The following is a 16,551-nucleotide window of genomic DNA, read 5'->3' as shown; positions in this document are numbered from 1 at the left end:
CGCCGTCCCGCACCCCGGGCGGGGCGCGGATCGGTGCGTCCGGGCCGTGCACGTAGGCTGCCCGCATGTGCGGAATCGTTGGGTATGTGGGAGGGCAGTCCGCCCTCGACGTCGTCATCGCCGGACTGAAGCGCCTGGAGTACCGGGGGTACGACTCGGCCGGGGTCGCCGTCCTCGCCGACGGCGGACTCGCGGCGGCCAAGAAGGCGGGCAAGCTCGCCAACCTGGAGAAGGAGTTGGCGGCCCGGCCGCTGCCGAGCGGCGGCACCGGCATCGGGCACACCCGCTGGGCCACCCACGGCGCGCCCAACGACGTCAACGCCCACCCGCACCTGGACAACTCCGGCCGGGTCTCGGTCGTCCACAACGGCATCATCGAGAACTTCGCCTCACTGCGCGCCGAACTGGCAGAGCGGGGACACAACCTGGAGTCCGAGACGGACACCGAGGTGGTGGCGCACCTGCTGGCCGAATCGTTCTCCTCGTGCAACGACCTGGCGGAGGCCATGCGTCTGGTGTGCCGCCGGCTCGACGGCGCGTTCACCCTGGTCGCCGTGCACGCGGACGCTCCGGACGTGGTGGTCGGCGCGCGCCGCAACTCCCCGCTGGTGGTCGGCGTCGGGGACGGCGAGGCGTTCCTCGCCTCCGATGTCGCCGCGTTCATCGCGCACACCCGGGAGGCCGTCGAACTCGGCCAGGACCAGGTCGTCGAACTGCGCCGGGACGGGGTGACGGTCACCGACTTCGACGGTGCGCCGGCCGACGTCCGGGCGTACCACGTGGACTGGGACGCCTCCGCCGCCGAGAAGGGCGGCTACGACTACTTCATGCTCAAGGAGATCGCCGAGCAGCCGAAGGCCGTCGCCGACACGCTGCTGGGCCGGATCGACGCCGCGGGCAGCCTGCACCTGGACGAGGTCCGCATCCCGGCCTCGGTGCTCCGGGAGATCGACAAGATCGTCATCGTGGCGTGCGGCACCGCTTTCCACGCGGGCATGATCGCGAAGTACGCGATCGAGCACTGGACCCGGGTCCCCTGCGAGACGGAGCTGGCCAGCGAATTCCGCTACCGGGACCCGATCCTGGACCCCCGCACCCTGGTCATCGCCATCTCCCAGTCCGGCGAGACCATGGACACCCTCATGGCGCTGCGGCACGCGCGCGAGCAGGGGGCCAAGGTCCTCGCCATCTGCAACACCAACGGCTCGACCATCCCCCGGGAGTCGGACGCCGTCCTCTACACCCACGCCGGCCCGGAGGTGGCCGTCGCGTCGACCAAGGCGTTCCTGACGCAGCTGGTCGCCTGCTACCTGGTGGCGCTCTACCTCGGGCAGGTGCGGGGCACCAAGTGGGGCGACGAGATCCGGTCCGTCATCCGCGAGCTGTCCGCGATCGGCACCCAGGTCGACGAGGTGCTGGGAACCATGGAGCCGGTCCGGGAGCTGGCGCGCACGCTCTCCGGCAAGGACACGGTGCTCTTCCTCGGCCGTCACGTGGGCTACCCGGTCGCCCTGGAGGGCGCGCTCAAGCTCAAGGAACTGGCGTACATGCACGCCGAGGGCTTCGCCGCGGGCGAGCTCAAGCACGGCCCGATCGCGCTGATCGAGGAGGACGTGCCGGTGGTGGTGGTCGTGCCGTCGCCGCGCGGACGCTCGGTGCTGCACGACAAGATCGTCTCCAACATCCAGGAGATCCGCGCCCGTGGCGCACGGACCATTGTGATCGCGGAGGAGGGCGACGAGACCGTCGTCCCGTACGCCGACCACCTGATCCGCATCCCGGCCACGCCGACGCTGCTCCAGCCGCTGGTGGCGACGGTGCCGCTGCAGGTGTTCGCCTGCGAGCTGGCGACGGCCCGGGGCAACGAGGTCGACCAGCCGCGGAACCTCGCCAAGTCGGTGACGGTCGAGTGACCGCGGCCGCCACCACAGCTCCGGCGCTCGCTCCGGCGCCTCCCACGGCGCTTTCCGCCGTGCGGCCCGCGGCGGGGCGCCGGGGGCCCGTGCCCGTGGCCGGAGCGCTGTCGTGATCATCGGGGTGGGGATCGACGTCGCGGAGATCGACCGGTTCGGCGCCGCGCTGGAGCGCACCCCGGCTCTGGCCGGCCGGCTGTTCATCGACCGGGAGCTGTGGCTGCCGAGCGGTGAACGCCGGGGCACGGCCTCGCTGGCCGCACGGTTCGCCGCGAAGGAGGCCCTGGCGAAGGCGCTCGGGGCGCCGGCCGGGCTGCTCTGGACGGACGCGGAGGTCATCACCGAGGACAGCGGCCGCCCGCGGCTGCGGGTGACGGGCACGGTCGCCGCCCGGGCGGAGCACCTGGGTGTCCGGGGCTGGCACGTCTCCCTGAGCCACGACGCGGGCGTCGCGTCGGCCGTGGTGATCGCCGAGGGGTGACCGTACGGCGGCGCGGGGCGTCGGGGGCGGGTGTCTCCGAGCGCGCGCGGCCGGGCGTGAAACGACGGCGGTGCGGGCGTCGGTGACCGGCGTCCCCGACCGCGCGCGGCCGGCCCCGTCTTGGGAAGACTCCGGCGCCCGTCTTGGGAAGACTGGGGCCCATGAGGACTGCGTACAGCGTGGAAACCGTACGGACCGCCGAGCGCGAGCTGATGGCACGGCTGCCGGAGGGGGCGTTGATGCAGCGCGCCGCCGCCGGACTCGCCGCCTCCTGTGCAGACTTGCTCGGCCGGGTCTCGGGGGCGCGCGTCGTGCTGCTCGTCGGCAGCGGGGACAACGGCGGCGACGCCCTCTACGCCGGCGCCCGGCTGGCGGCGCGCGGCGCGGGCGTCACGGCCGTGCTGCTCGCCCCGGACCGCACGCACCCCGGCGGGCTCGCCGCGCTGCGCCGGGCCGGCGGGCGCACCGTCGGAGCAGGGGCGGGGGAGGACGCCGTCGCACGGGCCGCCCTGGTCGTCGACGGCATCGTCGGCATCGGCGGGCGCGGCGGGCTGCGCCCGGAGGCCGCCCGGCTGGTGGCGGCGGCCCGGGACGCCCGCGCGGGCGTCGTCGCCGTCGACCTGCCCAGCGGGGTGGACGCGGACACCGGCGAGGTCGCGGGCGAGGCGGTGCACGCCGACGCCACCGTCACCTTCGGCACGTACAAGCCCGGCCTGCTCGTCGACCCCGCCGCGGAGCGGACCGGCGCGCTGCGGCTGATCGACATCGGCCTCGCCCCGTATCTGCCCGCGACGCCCGACGTGGAGGCGCTCCAGCACGCGGACGTCGCCGAACGGCTGCCGGTCCCCGCGCCCGAGAGCGACAAGTACCGGCGCGGCGTGGTCGGGGTGGTGGCCGGTTCGGCGCGCTATCCGGGAGCGGCGGTCCTCGCGGTGGCGGGCGCGCTGCGGGGCGGGGCGGGCGCCGTACGGTACGTCGGCCCGGCCGCGGACGCCGTCATCGCCCGTTTCCCCGAGGCGCTGGTGCACGCCGGCCCGCCCGCGAAGGCCGGGCGGGTGCAGGCGTGGGTCGTCGGGCCGGGCCTGGGTGACGCCCCCGACGCCCGGCAGGCGCTGGACGACGTGCTCGCCTCCGACGTCCCGGTGCTCGTGGACGCCGACGGACTGCGGCTGCTGGACCGGGACCGGCTCCGCTCCCGCGCGGCGGCGACCGTGCTGACCCCGCACGCGGGCGAGGCGGCCGCGCTGCTGGGCACGGCGCGCGAGGAGGTGGAGGCGGCGCGGCTGGCCGCGGTGCGCCGGCTGGCCGCGGAGTACGGGGCCACCGCGCTGCTCAAGGGATCGACGACGCTGGTCGCCGACGCCTCGGGCGGCCCGGTGCGGGTCAACCCGACCGGTACCGGCTGGCTGGCCACGGCGGGCAGCGGCGATGTGCTGTCCGGGCTGGGCGGAGCGCTGCTCGCGGCCGGGCTGGAGGCCCGCGAGGCGGCCTCGGCGGCCGCGTATCTGCACGGTCTGGCCGGGCGGCACGCGGCTGGCCGGGAGGGGAGCCCGGTGGGCGCCTCCGATGTGGCCGAGTCCCTCGCCTCGGCCTGGCGCGACGTCCGGACGCGCTGAGCGGGACCGGCGCGGCGCTGTCCCGTCCCCCCCCGGCGTCGTTCCGTCCCCCCGGCGTCCTCCCGTCCCCTCGGCGCAGCCAGGTCACCCCCGGCGTCGCCCCGTCCCCTCCTCGTCCTCCCGTCCCCTCAGGGCCGGTCACCCGGCTCTTTCCTCCACTGCGCCTTACGGACCCACTGCGCCTCACGGACTCAACTCGCCTCACGGGTCCACTGCGCCTCATGGGCGGAAACCGCGTGGCATCGGGGTGGTGTCCGGGCCGGGGCGGTGGGTCGGGGCGTGCCCGGCGGGACCGGTAATTCCGTCCGGATCGTTCTGTGGCGAGCCTCCCCGCCCCGCGTGGGCCGCGAGTCCCGCCGCCGTGGAGAGGAACGGAATGCGTCCACCGGTCAAGACGGTGCAGAGGAGAAGACGTCCCGCCGCGGCAGCGGTCGCCATCGCGGTCCTGCTGCCGCTGACGGCCGCCACGGCAGCGGTGGCGGACGCCGGGAACCCGCGGCCGCCGGACGGCAAGGGGGCCGTCGCCGTGCCGCTGGACCAGCTCGTACCCGGTATTCCGCCCGGCCCCCACGAGCGGCACGTGGACACCCCCGACCAGGCGCTGCCACCGCAGATCCCGCAGAGCGCACCGGGCGCCGCGGAGACCTCCCCCGCCCCGGACGCCCCGGCCAGCCACGACACCCCGGACACCCACAGCGCCCCCGATGCCCGTAAGGGCCCAGGCCTCCGTAAGGACCCAGGCCCTGGGAAGGACCCAGGCGCCAGGAAGGATCCCGGTTCCGGAACGGCCCCGCGGAGCCACCCGGACCCCCGCGCCCCCGGGCCGTACGCACCACCCCCCGCCGACGAGCCCGTCGTGGAGTTCGTGCCGCCGGACGAGGTCCAGCCCGGCGACGAAGCCGCCGGGCCCCTGCGCTGCACCCACGCCGTCGGCCCGTACCAGCGCGAGGTCGAGGACTTCCTTCAGCTGCCCGTCGACGGACGGCAGTCCAAGGAGGACTGCGAGGCCATCCGCGACTGGCAGACGAAGGAGAACATCACCCCCGCCATCGGGTTCGCCGGTCCCAGCAGCTACGGCCACATCCGGCTGCTGCGGGCCGTGCCCGACCCGAACGCCGCGGGCGACTGCCCCGAGGTCGCCGAGCGGGTCGCCTGTGTCGATCTACCCCGCCAGCTGATGTGGGTGCAGGAGGGCGCGAAGGTCGTGTTCGGGCCGGTGGCGATCCGCAGCGGCAAGCCCGGCTACCCCACCCGCGTCGGCTGGAACCGCATCTACTGGCGGAACAGGGACCACGTCTCCTCGATCTACCACTCCCCGATGCCCTTCGCGCAGTTCTTCAACGGCGGGCAGGCCTTCCACGGGGTCTACGGGAACATCTACGACCCGGACGAGGGCTCGTTCGGCTGCGTCAACCTCCGGTACGGGGACGCCGAACGGATGTGGGACGCGCTCCGGCTGGACGACCGCGTCTTCTCCTGGGGCCGCCGCCCGGGTACCTGACCGGACTCCGGCCCGATGTCCGGCCCGATGTCCGGCCCGATGTCCGCCCGACCGCCGTGCCGGACCCGGCCGGACACCGCCCCGGTATCCGGCCGACCGCCGTGCCGGACCTGACCGCACCCCACCCCGGCACCTGACTTTCCGGACAGAGTCGGACGAGACCGGCGCCGGCCGGGCGCCCGGTGAGAGACTGTCCCCGATGACTGCACCAGCAGGCGGGGAGCCGACCGGACTTCCCCCCACTCCGATGCGCGCCCGGGCGGTGGTCGACCTGGCCGCGCTGCGCGCCAACGTGCGGGCCCTGCGCGCCTGCGCGCCCCGCGCCGACCTCATGGCCGTGGTCAAGTCGGATGCCTACGGCCACGGCGCGGTGCCCTGCGCCCGCGCCGCCCGCCGGGCCGGAGCGGCCTGGCTGGGGACGGCGACGCCCGAAGAGGCGCTGGCGCTGCGCGCGGCGGGGGACACCGGCCGGCTGCTGTGCTGGCTGTGGACGCCCGGAGGGCCGTGGCGCGCCGCGATCGAGGCCGATGTCGACGTGTCGGTGAGCGGGATGTGGGCGCTGCGCGAGGTGACCGACGCCGCGCGGGCGTGCGGCCGCACCGCCCGGGTGCATCTCAAGATCGACACCGGGCTGGGCCGCAACGGCTGCCCGCCCGCCGCCTGGCCGGAACTGACCGCCGCCGCCCGCGCCGCCGAGGCCGAGGGCACCGTCGTGGTGGCCGGCGTCTGGTCGCACTTCGCGTGCGCCGACGAGCCGGGACACCCGTCGATCGCGGCCCAACTGAACGTGTTCCACGAGGCGTTGGCCGAGGCCGGGCGGGCCGGGCTGCGGCCCGAGGTCCGGCACATGGCCAACTCGCCCGCCACCCTGACCCTCCCCGAGTCCCACTTCGACCTGGTGCGCGCCGGGATCGCCGTCTACGGCGTCTCGCCCAGCCCGGAGATCGGCCTGCCGTCGGACTTCGGCCTGCGCCAGGTGATGACGCTCTCCGCGGATGTCGCCCTGGTCAAGCAGGTGCCCTCGGGGCACGGCGTCAGTTACGGGCACCACTACGTCACACCCGGCGAGACGACGCTGGCCCTGGTGCCGGTCGGCTACGCGGACGGCATCCCGCGGCACGCCTCGGGCACCGGTCCCGTGCTGGTCGGCGGCAAGTGGCGGACGGTCGCCGGCCGGGTCGCCATGGACCAGTTCGTCGTCGACCTCGGCGGCGACTCGGCCCAGGTGGGCGACGAGGCGGTGCTGTTCGGCCCCGGGGACCGGGGAGAGCCCACCGTGGAGGACTGGGCGCGTGCGGCGGGCACCATCGGGTACGAGATCGTCACCCGGATCGGAGCGCGGGTACCGCGCGTCCACGTCCACGAGGACGAGCACTAGGGTCTGTCGTCCGGACGGGCCGGCGCCGCGAGCCCGGCCCGGGTCGAACGACGACCCCGGGCCGGACGGCTCGGCGCACCACGCACCAACGGGGACGGACAGCGACGAGGAGCGGCACCACCATGGGCGAAAGCGGGGCGGGGGACATGGGACGTGCGGTCACGTCCGCGGCCGGTGGCTGGCGCCGGGCCGGCCTGGCGGGCGCGGCGATCGGGGTGATCGCGGCCGGGGCGGCCGCCGGTGTCGCCGTCGAGCGGCTCACCGTCGGCCGGGGCATACGCCGGAAGGCGCGCCTCGCGCTGGACGCCACCGGCCCGTACGGCAGCCTCCGGGGCACCCCGGGGCGCACCGTCGCCGACGACGGCACCGAGCTCTACTACGAGGTCGACGAGGTCGAGCCGGAGCAGGAAGCGCCGCGCAGGCGCCGCCGGTTCGGGCGCCGCAGGCCGGCCCCGGTGACCGTCGTCTTCTGCCACGGCTACTGCCTGAACCAGGACGCCTGGCACTTCCAGCGGGCCGCGCTGCGCGGGATGGTGCGCACGGTCCACTGGGACCAGCGCAGCCACGGCCGCTCCGCCCGCGGGCTGGCGCAGGCCGACGGCGTCCCCGTCAGCATCGACCAGCTCGGCCGCGATCTGCGGGCGGTGCTCGACGCGGCGGCGCCCGAGGGGCCCGTGGTGCTGGTGGGGCACTCGATGGGCGGCATGACGGTGATGGCCCTGGCCCACCACTTCCCGGAGTACATACGCGACCGGGTGGTGGGGGTGGCGCTCGTCGGCACCTCGTCCGGGAAGCTCGGCGAGGTCAACTACGGGCTGCCGGTCGCCGGGGTGAACGCGGTGCGCCGCATCCTGCCCGGCATGCTGCGGGCCCTGGGCTCCCAGGTCGAACTGGTCGAGCGGGGCCGGCGGGCGACCGCCGACCTCTTCGCCGGGCTGATCAAGCGGTACTCGTTCAGCTCCCGGGACGTCGACCCGGCGGTGGCGCGGTTCGCCGAGCGGATGATCGAGTCCACGCCGATCGACGTGGTCGCGGAGTTCTACCCGGCCTTCGACGAGCACGACAAGGCCGAGGCGCTGGTGGCCTTCCGGGACCTGCCGGTCCTGGTACTGGCGGGCCGGGGCGACCTGGTGACGCCCAGCTCGCACAGCGAGGCGATCGCCGAACGGCTGCCGGCGGCCGAGCTGGTGCTCGTCCCCGACGCGGGCCATCTGGTGATGCTGGAGCACCCGGAGACCGTGACGGAACGGCTGGCCGAACTGCTGGCCCGGACGGGCGCGACGGCCCCGGCGGACCGCGCGCCGCGCTCGGCGCGGGGGTAGCGGGAGCCCCGGACCGGTCTGGCGCCCCGTTCCGCCGGCCTCGGTGGACCCGGCTCCCGGCTGGGGCCGGGGCTCCCAGTCGGGGCCGGGTGAACGTTCCGGCCGGTGCGCCCCCGCGGCGCCGGTCTGCCCTTCGCGGTGCCGGTCCTGCCTCCGCGGTGCCGGTCCGCCTCCGCCGTGCCGCCCCGCCCCCGCGGTGCCGGTCCGCCCCGCCCCCCGCGGTGCCGGTCCGCTGCGCCGCCGGGATGTCCGGGGCCCGTTCCCCGCGGCGCAGCGGCCCGGGAAGGCCCTCCCGCCCCGTACCATCGGCCGGTATGAACGCCCCGTACGACCCGCACGCCGTGGCACCGGCCGGTGCCCCCACCGCCACCGCGCAGCTCACCGTCCACAGCCCAGAGCAGATGCAGGAGCTGGGGCGCCGGCTGGCGAAACTGCTGCGCCCCGGTGACCTGGTGCTGCTGACCGGACAGCTGGGCGCGGGCAAGACGACGCTGACCCGCGGGCTCGGCGAGGGCATGGGGGTGCGCGGCGCGGTCACGTCGCCGACGTTCGTCATCGCCCGGGTGCACCCGTCGCTGAGCGGCGGCCCCGCGCTGGTCCACGTCGACGCGTACCGACTGGGCGGCGGTCTCGACGAGATGGAGGACCTGGACCTCGACGTCTCGCTGCCCGACTCCGTGGTCGTCGTGGAGTGGGGCGACGGAAAGGTCGAGGACCTCTCGGAGGACCGTCTGCACGTGGTCATCGGCCGGACCGAGGGCGACGAGACGGTCGAGAACGACGAGCGGGAGGTCGTCATCACGGGCGTGGGTCCGCGCTGGGCCGCCGCCGACCTCTCCCCGCTGGCCGGCTGACCCGGACCCCGCCCGCACGACTGCGCCGACGTCGGTCGGCGCGGCCTTCTTCTCGTGCGGCCCCGGCTCCGGCGTCCGCCCTGAACACACCCTGGGCCCGGACGGGGGCGCTGCCCTGAACACACCCCGGGCCCGGACAGGTGCCGCTGCTTCCGGGAGCCCCCTCACCGCGGCCGTTCCCGCCGGCTTTCCCCCCACCACCGCCTGCCGCTCACCGCTCCGTACTGAGCGCTGCCGTCGGCCGGTACCGGCTGCCCGGCCTGCCGGTGTCCGGCCCGGACCCGGAGCGGGCTGTTCCCCTGATGTACGTTCCGACAAGGCGTCGGGAAGATGTTGCGCGCGCGGTACCGGGCATGGTCACATGGAGGCAGAGACGTGGTTAGGTCTGCCTAACTTAGCCTGCACCAGGAGCCCCGGGAGGCATCCATGCCGCGCCATGAGCCCGCTGCCGACGCGCCGAGCCCAGCCCGGCGCGACGAGCAGTCGCCTCCGCGGTCGCCCTCGCCGGCCGCCCCGCCCGCCGCGTCGCCCTCGATGAGCCAGCTGCTGGCGGCCTGCGCGGCGGCCAGCGCGGTCTCCACTCCGCCCGAGGCCGAGGGCGAGCCGGACGCGGGCATTCCCGCTCCGGGGGGAGCGGGCCGCCGGGACGCCGCGTAGCCCGGAGCCGGACGTCAGGCGGATGTCCGAGCCCGCGTCGGGGCAGCGAGCCCGCCGGGACGTCGTAGTCGCGTACCGGACGTCGTAGTCGCGCAGCGGTCCGTCCGGCGCGCGTTCTGCGGACGGCGACCGGCGCTTCGCCTGGGCCTCTTCCGGTGCCGGGCCGGCACCCACTCACCGTTCGCCGCGGCAAGCCGCGACGGACCCCTGGCGGAACCTCCGACGGACCCCCCGACGGAACCCCCGACGGTTGCCGGGTACCCCTTTCGAGTGGATCGGCGGCCCGAACGCGAGGTCTCGCACACGGCCTCAAGCGGTCAAGAGGCCCTCGGGCCGCCCCCACACGTCCTCAGGCGCCCGCACACGCCCTCAGGCGACCACGACGACCTTGGTGCCGATGGCCGCGAACGCCCACATCGCCTTGCCGTCCGCCCGCTCCTCGCGGATGCCGCCGGTCTTCTTCTGCGAGACCGGGTCGGGCTTCGAGCCGTCGACGGCCGCGCTGAACCCGACCACGACTCCGTCCACCGAGGCGAACCGGACGACGTTCTCGACGGGGACCCCATCGGAGCCAGGGATCAGCGCGGAGCGGCCGGTGACCGTGTACTGGCCGGGCGCGGGGCTGACCTTGCTCGGGGTGACCCGGTAGCTGCGGGCGGCCCGGCCGTCCGCTCCCACCAGCCAGACCCGCTTCTCGCCCAGCGCGTAGACCACGCGGAGGCCGGTGCCGGAGTTCTCCGGGATCGCGTGCCGCGACGTCCTCCCCGCACCGCCGGGCTTCTCCTGGCGGTGGTGCTCACCGGCGGAGGCCGAGGGGCGCGGCTTGGCCGCGATGGCGGGGGCGCTGGCGGACGCCTGGTAGGCGAGGAAGCCGACCGCGCCGAGGGCCGCGGCCGTGAGAGCGGTCACGATCGCCCCCGAGTTGCTCCGTGCCACGCCTGCCGCCTCTCGTCCGGTCCGTCCGTCTGCCCGCGTTACCGGCCCGACCGTAGCACCGCGCGCCCGTACACCTGCGCGCCCGGGCGTGCAACCGCACCGCCGCCACGAGCACCGGCCGCCGCTCGCCACGTCCCTGGGGATCCGCCGTCCCGAGGATCCGCCGCCCCACCCACCCGGCAGCACTCCACCCGGAGGCACTCCACCCGCAAGCACCCCGCCCGGAAGCACCCCCACCCGCAAGCCCCCGCGGCACGCACCCCCACCCCCAAGCCCCCGCGGCACGCACCCCCGCCCGAGCACGCCCCTCATCGCCGGCCCCCGGTGGCCGGACCCGTGGCCGGACCGCACCGGGAGCCGCGGAACGCGCCGTAGGCTGTACCCGTGCTGCTGCTCGCTCTTGACACCGCCACCCCCGCCGTCACGGTCGCCCTGCACGACGGGGACCGCGTCCTCGCCGAGTCCCACCAGGTCGACGCCCGAAGGCACGGGGAGCTGCTGCTGCCGTCCGTCGACCGGGTGCTGCGCGCCGCCGGGACGAAGATCGACGCGGTGACCGGCATCGTCGTGGGGGTCGGTCCGGGCCCCTACACCGGGCTGCGGGTCGGCCTGGCGACCGCCGCCGCCTTCGGCGCCGCGACCGGCGCGCCCGTCCACGGGCTGTGCACGCTCGACGGCCTCGCGTACGCCGCCGGGCAGGCCGGCCTCGACGGCCCCTTCACCGTGGCCACGGACGCCCGGCGCAAGGAGGTCTACTGGGCCCGGTACGACGGTCCCCGCACCCGGGTCACCGAACCCGCCGTCGACCGGCCCGCCGACATCGCCGAGCAGGTCGCCGGGGACCCGGCCGTCGGCGCGGGAGCGCTGCTCTACCCCGAGGTCTTCACCCGGGTGCCCGACGGGATGCCCGAGTACCAGTCCGCGGCCGCGCTGGCCGCGCTCGCCGTCGAACGGCTCGCCTCCGGCGCGGACTTCCTCCCGGACAGGCCCCTCTACCTGCGCCGCCCGGACGCCCAGGTGCCCGCCAACTACAAGGTGGTCACCCCGAAGTGACCGAAGCGACCGACCCGACCGCGGAAGCCCCCGGCGCCGTGACCCTGCGCGAGATGCGCTGGTGGGACGTCGAGCCGGTGCTGGAGCTCGAACGCGAGCTCTTCCCCGACGACGCCTGGTCGCGGGGGCTGTTCTGGTCCGAACTCGCGCACGCCCGCGGGCCGTCCGCCACCCGCCGCTATGTGGTCGCCGAGGAGAACGGCCGGATCGTCGGTTACGGCGGGCTGTCCGCCGTCGACGGCACCGGGGACATCCAGACCATCGCCGCCGCGCGCGAGCACTGGGGCACGGGCCTGGGCGCCCGCCTCCTCGCCGACCTGCTCTCCGGCGCCACCGCCTTCGAGTGCCACGAGGTGCTGCTGGAGGTGCGGGTCGACAACGCCCGGGCCCAGCGGCTCTACGAGCGCTTCGGCTTCGAGCCCATCGGCCTGCGCCGCGGCTACTACCAGCCGGGCAATGTGGACGCCGTGGTCATGCGGCGCTCCCAGACGGCCGACGGCGCCGCCGCCGTCCCCGACCTCGCCGCGCACGACGCCCGGCACGCGCACGACGCGGCCGCGGCGGTGGCCGCGCCCGCGGCCCACGACACCGGCCCCGCCGCAGACGACCCCGCCGCAGACATCCCCGCCGCAGACGAACAAGGAACGACCCACGATGGCTGACGAGCCGCTTGTCCTCGGAATCGAGACCTCCTGCGACGAGACCGGCGTCGGCATCGTCCGCGGGCACACCCTGCTCGCCGACGCCGTCGCGTCCAGCGTCGACGAGCACGCCCGCTTCGGCGGTGTCGTGCCCGAGGTCGCCAGCCGGGCCCATCTGGAGGCCATGGTTCCGACCATCCGGCGCGCGCTGAAGGACGCCGGGGTGGCCGCGAGCGACCTCGACGGCATCGCGGTCACCGCCGGTCCCGGCCTCGCGGGCGCGCTGCTGGTGGGCGTCTCGGCGGCCAAGGCGTACGCCTACGCCCTCGGCAAGCCGCTCTACGGCGTCAACCACCTCGCCTCGCACATCTGCGTCGACCAGCTGGAACACGGGCCGCTGCCGGAGCCGACGATGGCGCTCCTGGTGTCCGGCGGCCACTCCTCGCTGCTGCTCGCCCCGGACATCACCGGTGACGTCCGCCCGCTCGGCTCGACCATCGACGACGCGGCGGGCGAGGCGTTCGACAAGGTGGCCCGGGTGCTCAACCTCGGTTTCCCCGGCGGCCCGGTCATCGACCGGTACGCGCGCGAGGGCGACCCGGCGGCGATCCACTTCCCCCGCGGGCTCACCGGCCCCCGGGACGCGGCCTACGACTTCTCCTTCTCCGGCCTCAAGACCGCCGTCGCCCGCTGGATCGAGGCGAAGCGCACCGCGGGCGAGGAGGTGCCGGTGGCGGACGTCTCGGCGTCCTTCCAGGAGGCCGTGGTCGACGTGCTGACCCGCAAGGCGGTACGGGCCTGCAAGGACAACGGCGTCGACCACCTGATGATCGGCGGCGGAGTGGCGGCCAACTCACGGCTGCGCGCCATGGCCGAACGCCGCTGCGAGGACGCCGGGATCGTGCTCCGGGTGCCGCGGCCGAAGCTGTGCACGGACAACGGGGCGATGGTCGCGGCGCTCGGCGCGGAGATGGTGGCGCGGGGGCGGGCGGCGTCGGCCTGGGACCTGTCCGCGGACTCCTCGCTCCCGGTGACGGAGCCTCATGTGCCCGGCGAGAACCACGACCACGACCACCCGCACGACGGCCACGACGGCAGCAGCCACGGACATGCCCACGACCACGACCACTTCCACGAGCTGAGCAAGGACAACCTGTACTCATGACGGTGCACTCATGACGGTCGCGCTGATGTGGGAGGCCCGGGCCGCCGAGGGCCGCGGCCCGGAACTGCTCGCCTGGGCCCGCGCCCAGGAGCTCGCCGGCCCGCCGCTGCGGCGCGAGACCTTCGGCGCCCCCGGCGACCGGGTCCTGGTCATCACCTGGTGGGACGCCCCGTACGAGGCCGACCTCCCCGAACTCGGCTCCCCCGCGGAGGACCTGCTGCACCGGCCGGTCCACCGCTGGCGGTTCGAGGCCCTCGACCACGAACGGTCGGCGCAGGCCCCCGAATAAGCCGCCCGCTGCGCCGGGAACCACCCCCGGCGCCCAGGGGGCCCTTGCACGGTGAGCGCGAAGCCTCCTCAGCCCCCCGCCGGCCGCCCGATCAGCATCGTCGGCGCTCCGGCCGCGCGGGTGAGGAACACCGTGGCCGCGTTCGGCCCCTGCGGTTTCACCTTCCGGCGCAGTTCCTCCGGCTCGACGGCCGAGCCGCGCTTCTTCACCGTCAGCTTCCCCACCTCGCGCTCCCGCAGCAGCGCCTTCAGCTTCTTGAGGTTGAAGGGCAGCGCGTCGGTGATCTCGTACGCGGTGGCCCACGGGGTCGGGCGGAGTTCGTCCGCCGTCACATAGGCGATGGTCGGGTCGATCAGCCGCCCGTCCACCCCGGCCGCCGCGTCCGCCACCAGATGGGCGCGGATCACCGCCCCGTCCGGTTCGTACAGCCAGCGCCCGACCGGACCCGGCGCCGGGTCCGGCAGCCCGGCTCCGGTGAGGGTGCGCGGGCCGGGGAGCAGCGTGGCGCGGCGGGCGCCCGGCGCGGTGCCGAACCAGAACACCGCCTCCTTCACCTCGCCGCCGTCCGAGATCCACTCGGCCTCCGCGTCGTCGGGCACCGCCTCGTGCGGGACGCCCGGGGCGATCTTCAGGGCGGCGTACGGGGCGCTCCGGGCGGCACCGATCGCCCAGGACAGCGGCGGGGAGTAGGCCTCCGGGTCGAAGATCCGTCCGCGGCCTCCCCGCCGGGCCGGGTCGGCGAACACCGCGTCGTACCCGGAGGTGTCCACCTCCGTGACGTCCGCGCAGCGCACCTCGATCCGGTCCGCGAGGCCCAGCGCCTCGGCGTTGGCCCGGGCCACCGCGCAGGTCAGCGGGTCCCGGTCGACGGCGAGGACCGCCACGCCCGCCCGCGCGAGGGCGATGGCGTCGCCCCCGATGCCGCAGCAGAGGTCGGCCAGCCGCCGGACGCCGAGCGCCGCGAACCGCTCGGCCCGGTACCGGGCGACGGAGGTGCGGGTGGCCTGCTCCACACCGTTCGGGGTGAAGAACATGACGGCCGCGTCCCCGGCGCCGAACTTCGCCGCCGCCCGCTGCCGCAGCCGGGCCTGTCCCAGCGCCGCGGACACCAGGTCGGCGGGGTGGTCGCGGCGCAGCCGGGTCGCGGTCGCCAGTTCCCGGGCGGGGTCGTAGTCGCGCAGGTCCGCGAGGAGCGCCCGGCCCTCGTCGGTGAGCAGGGCGGCGAAGGAGTCGAGGGCGTTCACTGGTCAATTGTGGGCCAAGCGGGGGACCGTCCGGGCACCACGGTCTGTCGCGCCGCCGCGGGGCCGGCTCCCTGGCAGGATGCGGCGCCATGCAACTAGTACGACAAAATGAAAAAAATACTCATGGGCGTCGATTTCGGTCCACCACCTGTGCCGCGGTCCTGCTCCTGATCGGTGTGGTCGGCGGAGCCTGCGCACAGCCTCCCGATCGCACCGCACCGCTGCCCGGACCCGACCCCGGACCGGGACGGTCGGCGCCGGGCGCCGGACCCGCCGCCGCACACGGCCCCGAAGCCGCCGCACATGGCCCCGAAGCCGCCTCGCGCGGCACGGGGCGCCCCGGCCCGGCACCCGCCACCGACCGCACTCCCGTCCCGGCCGCAGCCGGGCGCCCGGCCCCCGCGGCGGCCCCGGACCTCCCCCGTGACCTGGCGATCTACGCCGAGAGCAGGCTGAACGCCCGGTCCGTCCGGCTGCGCGCCGCCCGGCACTGGGGCCTGCTCCGCCCGCCGGTCGCTCCGCCCGCCCCGCCCGTCCGCAAGGCGCGGCCGGCCACGCCGCGTTCCCTCTCGATGGGATCGGGCCTGCCACCGGTGTTCACCCGCGTGCCCACCTCGGACCGCGTCGTCTTCCTCACCATCGACGACGGCGGCCACAAGGACCAGGAGCTGATCCGGATGCTGCGCGAACTGGACGTGCCGGTGAGCGCCTTTCTCAGCGACTACGTCGTGCGCGACGACTACGGCTACTTCCGGAAGCTCCAGCGGCTCGGCGTCTCCCTGCACAATCACACGCTCACCCACCCCGACCTGACGGAGCTGTCCTTCGAGGACCAGTACAAGGAGATCTGCCGCCAGCAGCGGAACCTGGAACGGGAGTTCGGCGTACGGCCACGGCTGTTCCGCCCGCCGTACGGCAACTACGACCGGGAGACGCTGCTCGCCGCCAAGTCCTGCGGCGTCCGCGGCGTCCCGCTCTGGACGCAGGAGGCGTTCGCCGACCGCATCGACTTCGCCGACACCCGGGGCCGGCTGCACCCGGGCGACATCATCCTCACGCACTTCCGCGGCCGCGGGGAATGGGGCGGGACCATGGCCGACATGGTCCGCGAAGTGCTGCGCACCGCCACCGCACAGGGCTTCGCGGTGGCCAGGCTGGAGGACTACATCTGAGGGCCTCCCCTTCTGACACTCCGGATCCGTGCCGGGAAACAGGGCGTTCGGGAACGCGCCGGGCCCAGCGGCCGAGAGCCGCCCCCACTGCTCTGACCAGCGACAAGCAGGTCCACAGAAGGCCGGGCCGATGGCGGAGGGCCCTGCTCGGCCCGGCTGTGCCGGTGGGGCGCCCGGAGGTTCGTTGGCACTCTAGTTGACTGAGTGCTAACGCCGTCATAGTCTCAGCTTTGGCACTCTCCACTACGGAGTGCCAGCTACACAGCGACGGGCAGGTCCGGCACCCGCGACGACGGATCTACCAGGTCGCCACCTCAGACAGTTAACCC

The 16,551-nt window shown here is 75.3% G+C and carries 15 protein-coding genes; 13 read left to right on the top strand and 2 right to left on the bottom strand.

The features are described from left to right. Positions 1-65 precede the first annotated feature (65 nt). The 8 genes from glmS to AC3EQ1_RS13890 all read left to right on the top strand — a co-directional run bounded on the left by glmS (position 66) and on the right by AC3EQ1_RS13890 (position 9,722). The gene (glmS, locus tag AC3EQ1_RS13925) at positions 66-1,913 is read left to right on the top strand and encodes a glutamine--fructose-6-phosphate transaminase (isomerizing) (protein ID WP_432094637.1); all 1,848 of its coding nucleotides are present in this window, start codon (positions 66-68) and stop codon (positions 1,911-1,913) included. Positions 1,914-2,025: 112 nt separating this feature from the next. Then, a complete protein-coding gene (locus AC3EQ1_RS13920) occupies positions 2,026-2,394 on the top strand; it encodes a holo-ACP synthase (RefSeq protein WP_388849845.1) in 369 nt (122 codons plus the stop codon). A 161-nt stretch (positions 2,395-2,555) separates the two neighbouring features. Then, positions 2,556-4,010, top strand: a complete 1,455-nt coding sequence (locus AC3EQ1_RS13915; protein WP_432094636.1) for an NAD(P)H-hydrate dehydratase — start codon at positions 2,556-2,558, stop codon at positions 4,008-4,010. A 376-nt stretch (positions 4,011-4,386) separates the two neighbouring features. Further along, positions 4,387-5,511: a L,D-transpeptidase gene (locus AC3EQ1_RS13910; RefSeq protein WP_432094635.1), complete on the top strand. Its 1,125-nt coding sequence runs from the start codon at positions 4,387-4,389 to the stop codon at positions 5,509-5,511. A gap of 199 nt (positions 5,512-5,710) precedes the next feature. Continuing rightward, entirely contained in the window at positions 5,711-6,889 is a 1,179-nt protein-coding gene (gene alr, locus AC3EQ1_RS13905; protein ID WP_432094634.1) for an alanine racemase, read from the top strand. Between the two features lie 122 nt (positions 6,890-7,011). Then, positions 7,012-8,211, top strand: a complete 1,200-nt coding sequence (locus AC3EQ1_RS13900; RefSeq protein ID WP_432094633.1) for an alpha/beta fold hydrolase — start codon at positions 7,012-7,014, stop codon at positions 8,209-8,211. Positions 8,212-8,525: 314 nt separating this feature from the next. Next, positions 8,526-9,065, top strand: coding sequence for a tRNA (adenosine(37)-N6)-threonylcarbamoyltransferase complex ATPase subunit type 1 TsaE (gene tsaE, locus AC3EQ1_RS13895; protein ID WP_432094632.1), 540 nt, complete (start codon positions 8,526-8,528; stop codon positions 9,063-9,065). Between the two features lie 426 nt (positions 9,066-9,491). Next, complete coding sequence (locus AC3EQ1_RS13890; protein ID WP_432094631.1) at positions 9,492-9,722, top strand: hypothetical protein; 231 nt, start codon at positions 9,492-9,494, stop codon at positions 9,720-9,722. Positions 9,723-10,091: 369 nt separating this feature from the next. Here AC3EQ1_RS13890 and AC3EQ1_RS13885 read toward each other — a convergent pair whose 3' ends face one another. Further along, positions 10,092-10,658, bottom strand: a complete 567-nt coding sequence (locus tag AC3EQ1_RS13885; RefSeq protein WP_432094630.1) for a hypothetical protein — start codon at positions 10,656-10,658, stop codon at positions 10,092-10,094. Positions 10,659-11,042: 384 nt separating this feature from the next. On the opposite strand from AC3EQ1_RS13885, the gene tsaB reads away from it, so the two are divergent. Genes tsaB through AC3EQ1_RS13865 form a run of 4 tightly spaced genes read left to right on the top strand, consistent with a single transcriptional unit; the run spans position 11,043 to position 13,806 of the window. Next, positions 11,043-11,711: a tRNA (adenosine(37)-N6)-threonylcarbamoyltransferase complex dimerization subunit type 1 TsaB gene (gene tsaB, locus AC3EQ1_RS13880; protein WP_432094629.1), complete on the top strand. Its 669-nt coding sequence runs from the start codon at positions 11,043-11,045 to the stop codon at positions 11,709-11,711. Positions 11,712-11,764: 53 nt separating this feature from the next. Then, positions 11,765-12,373, top strand: a complete 609-nt coding sequence (rimI, locus tag AC3EQ1_RS13875) for a ribosomal protein S18-alanine N-acetyltransferase (RefSeq protein WP_432094685.1) — start codon at positions 11,765-11,767, stop codon at positions 12,371-12,373. Beyond that, a complete protein-coding gene (gene tsaD, locus AC3EQ1_RS13870) occupies positions 12,366-13,517 on the top strand; it encodes a tRNA (adenosine(37)-N6)-threonylcarbamoyltransferase complex transferase subunit TsaD (RefSeq protein ID WP_432094628.1) in 1,152 nt (383 codons plus the stop codon). Before rimI ends, tsaD begins: the two co-directional genes overlap by 8 nt. Before the next feature lie 10 nt (positions 13,518-13,527). Further along, positions 13,528-13,806 carry a hypothetical protein gene (locus AC3EQ1_RS13865; protein ID WP_432094627.1) on the top strand — a complete coding sequence of 93 codons (279 nt, stop codon included), beginning with the start codon at positions 13,528-13,530 and terminating at the stop codon, positions 13,804-13,806. Positions 13,807-13,874: 68 nt separating this feature from the next. Here AC3EQ1_RS13865 and AC3EQ1_RS13860 read toward each other — a convergent pair whose 3' ends face one another. Continuing rightward, positions 13,875-15,050: a THUMP-like domain-containing protein gene (locus AC3EQ1_RS13860; RefSeq protein WP_432094626.1), complete on the bottom strand. Its 1,176-nt coding sequence runs from the start codon at positions 15,048-15,050 to the stop codon at positions 13,875-13,877. 89 nt (positions 15,051-15,139) lie between these two features. Here AC3EQ1_RS13860 and AC3EQ1_RS13855 point away from each other — a divergent pair, with 89 nt between their 5' ends. Next, positions 15,140-16,222 carry a polysaccharide deacetylase family protein gene (locus AC3EQ1_RS13855; protein ID WP_432094625.1) on the top strand — a complete coding sequence of 361 codons (1,083 nt, stop codon included), beginning with the start codon at positions 15,140-15,142 and terminating at the stop codon, positions 16,220-16,222. Positions 16,223-16,551 lie beyond the last annotated feature (329 nt).

It is taken from the genome of Streptomyces sp. bgisy100 (assembly GCF_057709105.1).
This window is presented reverse-complemented; position numbering and strand designations above follow the sequence as displayed.

Bases quoted from the DNA above. Each gene is read 5' to 3' on its own strand.
- glmS (WP_432094637.1), top strand. From the start codon at position 66: ATGTGCGGAATCGTTGGGTATGTGGGAGGGCAGTCCGCCCTCGACGTC.
- AC3EQ1_RS13915 (WP_432094636.1), top strand. From the start codon at position 2,556: ATGAGGACTGCGTACAGCGTGGAAACCGTACGGACCGCCGAGCGCGAG.
- AC3EQ1_RS13910 (WP_432094635.1), top strand. From the start codon at position 4,387: ATGCGTCCACCGGTCAAGACGGTGCAGAGGAGAAGACGTCCCGCCGCG.
- alr (WP_432094634.1), top strand. From the start codon at position 5,711: ATGACTGCACCAGCAGGCGGGGAGCCGACCGGACTTCCCCCCACTCCG.
- AC3EQ1_RS13900 (WP_432094633.1), top strand. From the start codon at position 7,012: ATGGGCGAAAGCGGGGCGGGGGACATGGGACGTGCGGTCACGTCCGCG.
- tsaE (WP_432094632.1), top strand. From the start codon at position 8,526: ATGAACGCCCCGTACGACCCGCACGCCGTGGCACCGGCCGGTGCCCCC.
- AC3EQ1_RS13890 (WP_432094631.1), top strand. From the start codon at position 9,492: ATGCCGCGCCATGAGCCCGCTGCCGACGCGCCGAGCCCAGCCCGGCGC.
- rimI (WP_432094685.1), top strand. From the start codon at position 11,765: ATGCGCTGGTGGGACGTCGAGCCGGTGCTGGAGCTCGAACGCGAGCTC.
- tsaD (WP_432094628.1), top strand. From the start codon at position 12,366: ATGGCTGACGAGCCGCTTGTCCTCGGAATCGAGACCTCCTGCGACGAG.
- AC3EQ1_RS13865 (WP_432094627.1), top strand. From the start codon at position 13,528: ATGACGGTCGCGCTGATGTGGGAGGCCCGGGCCGCCGAGGGCCGCGGC.
- AC3EQ1_RS13855 (WP_432094625.1), top strand. From the start codon at position 15,140: ATGCAACTAGTACGACAAAATGAAAAAAATACTCATGGGCGTCGATTT.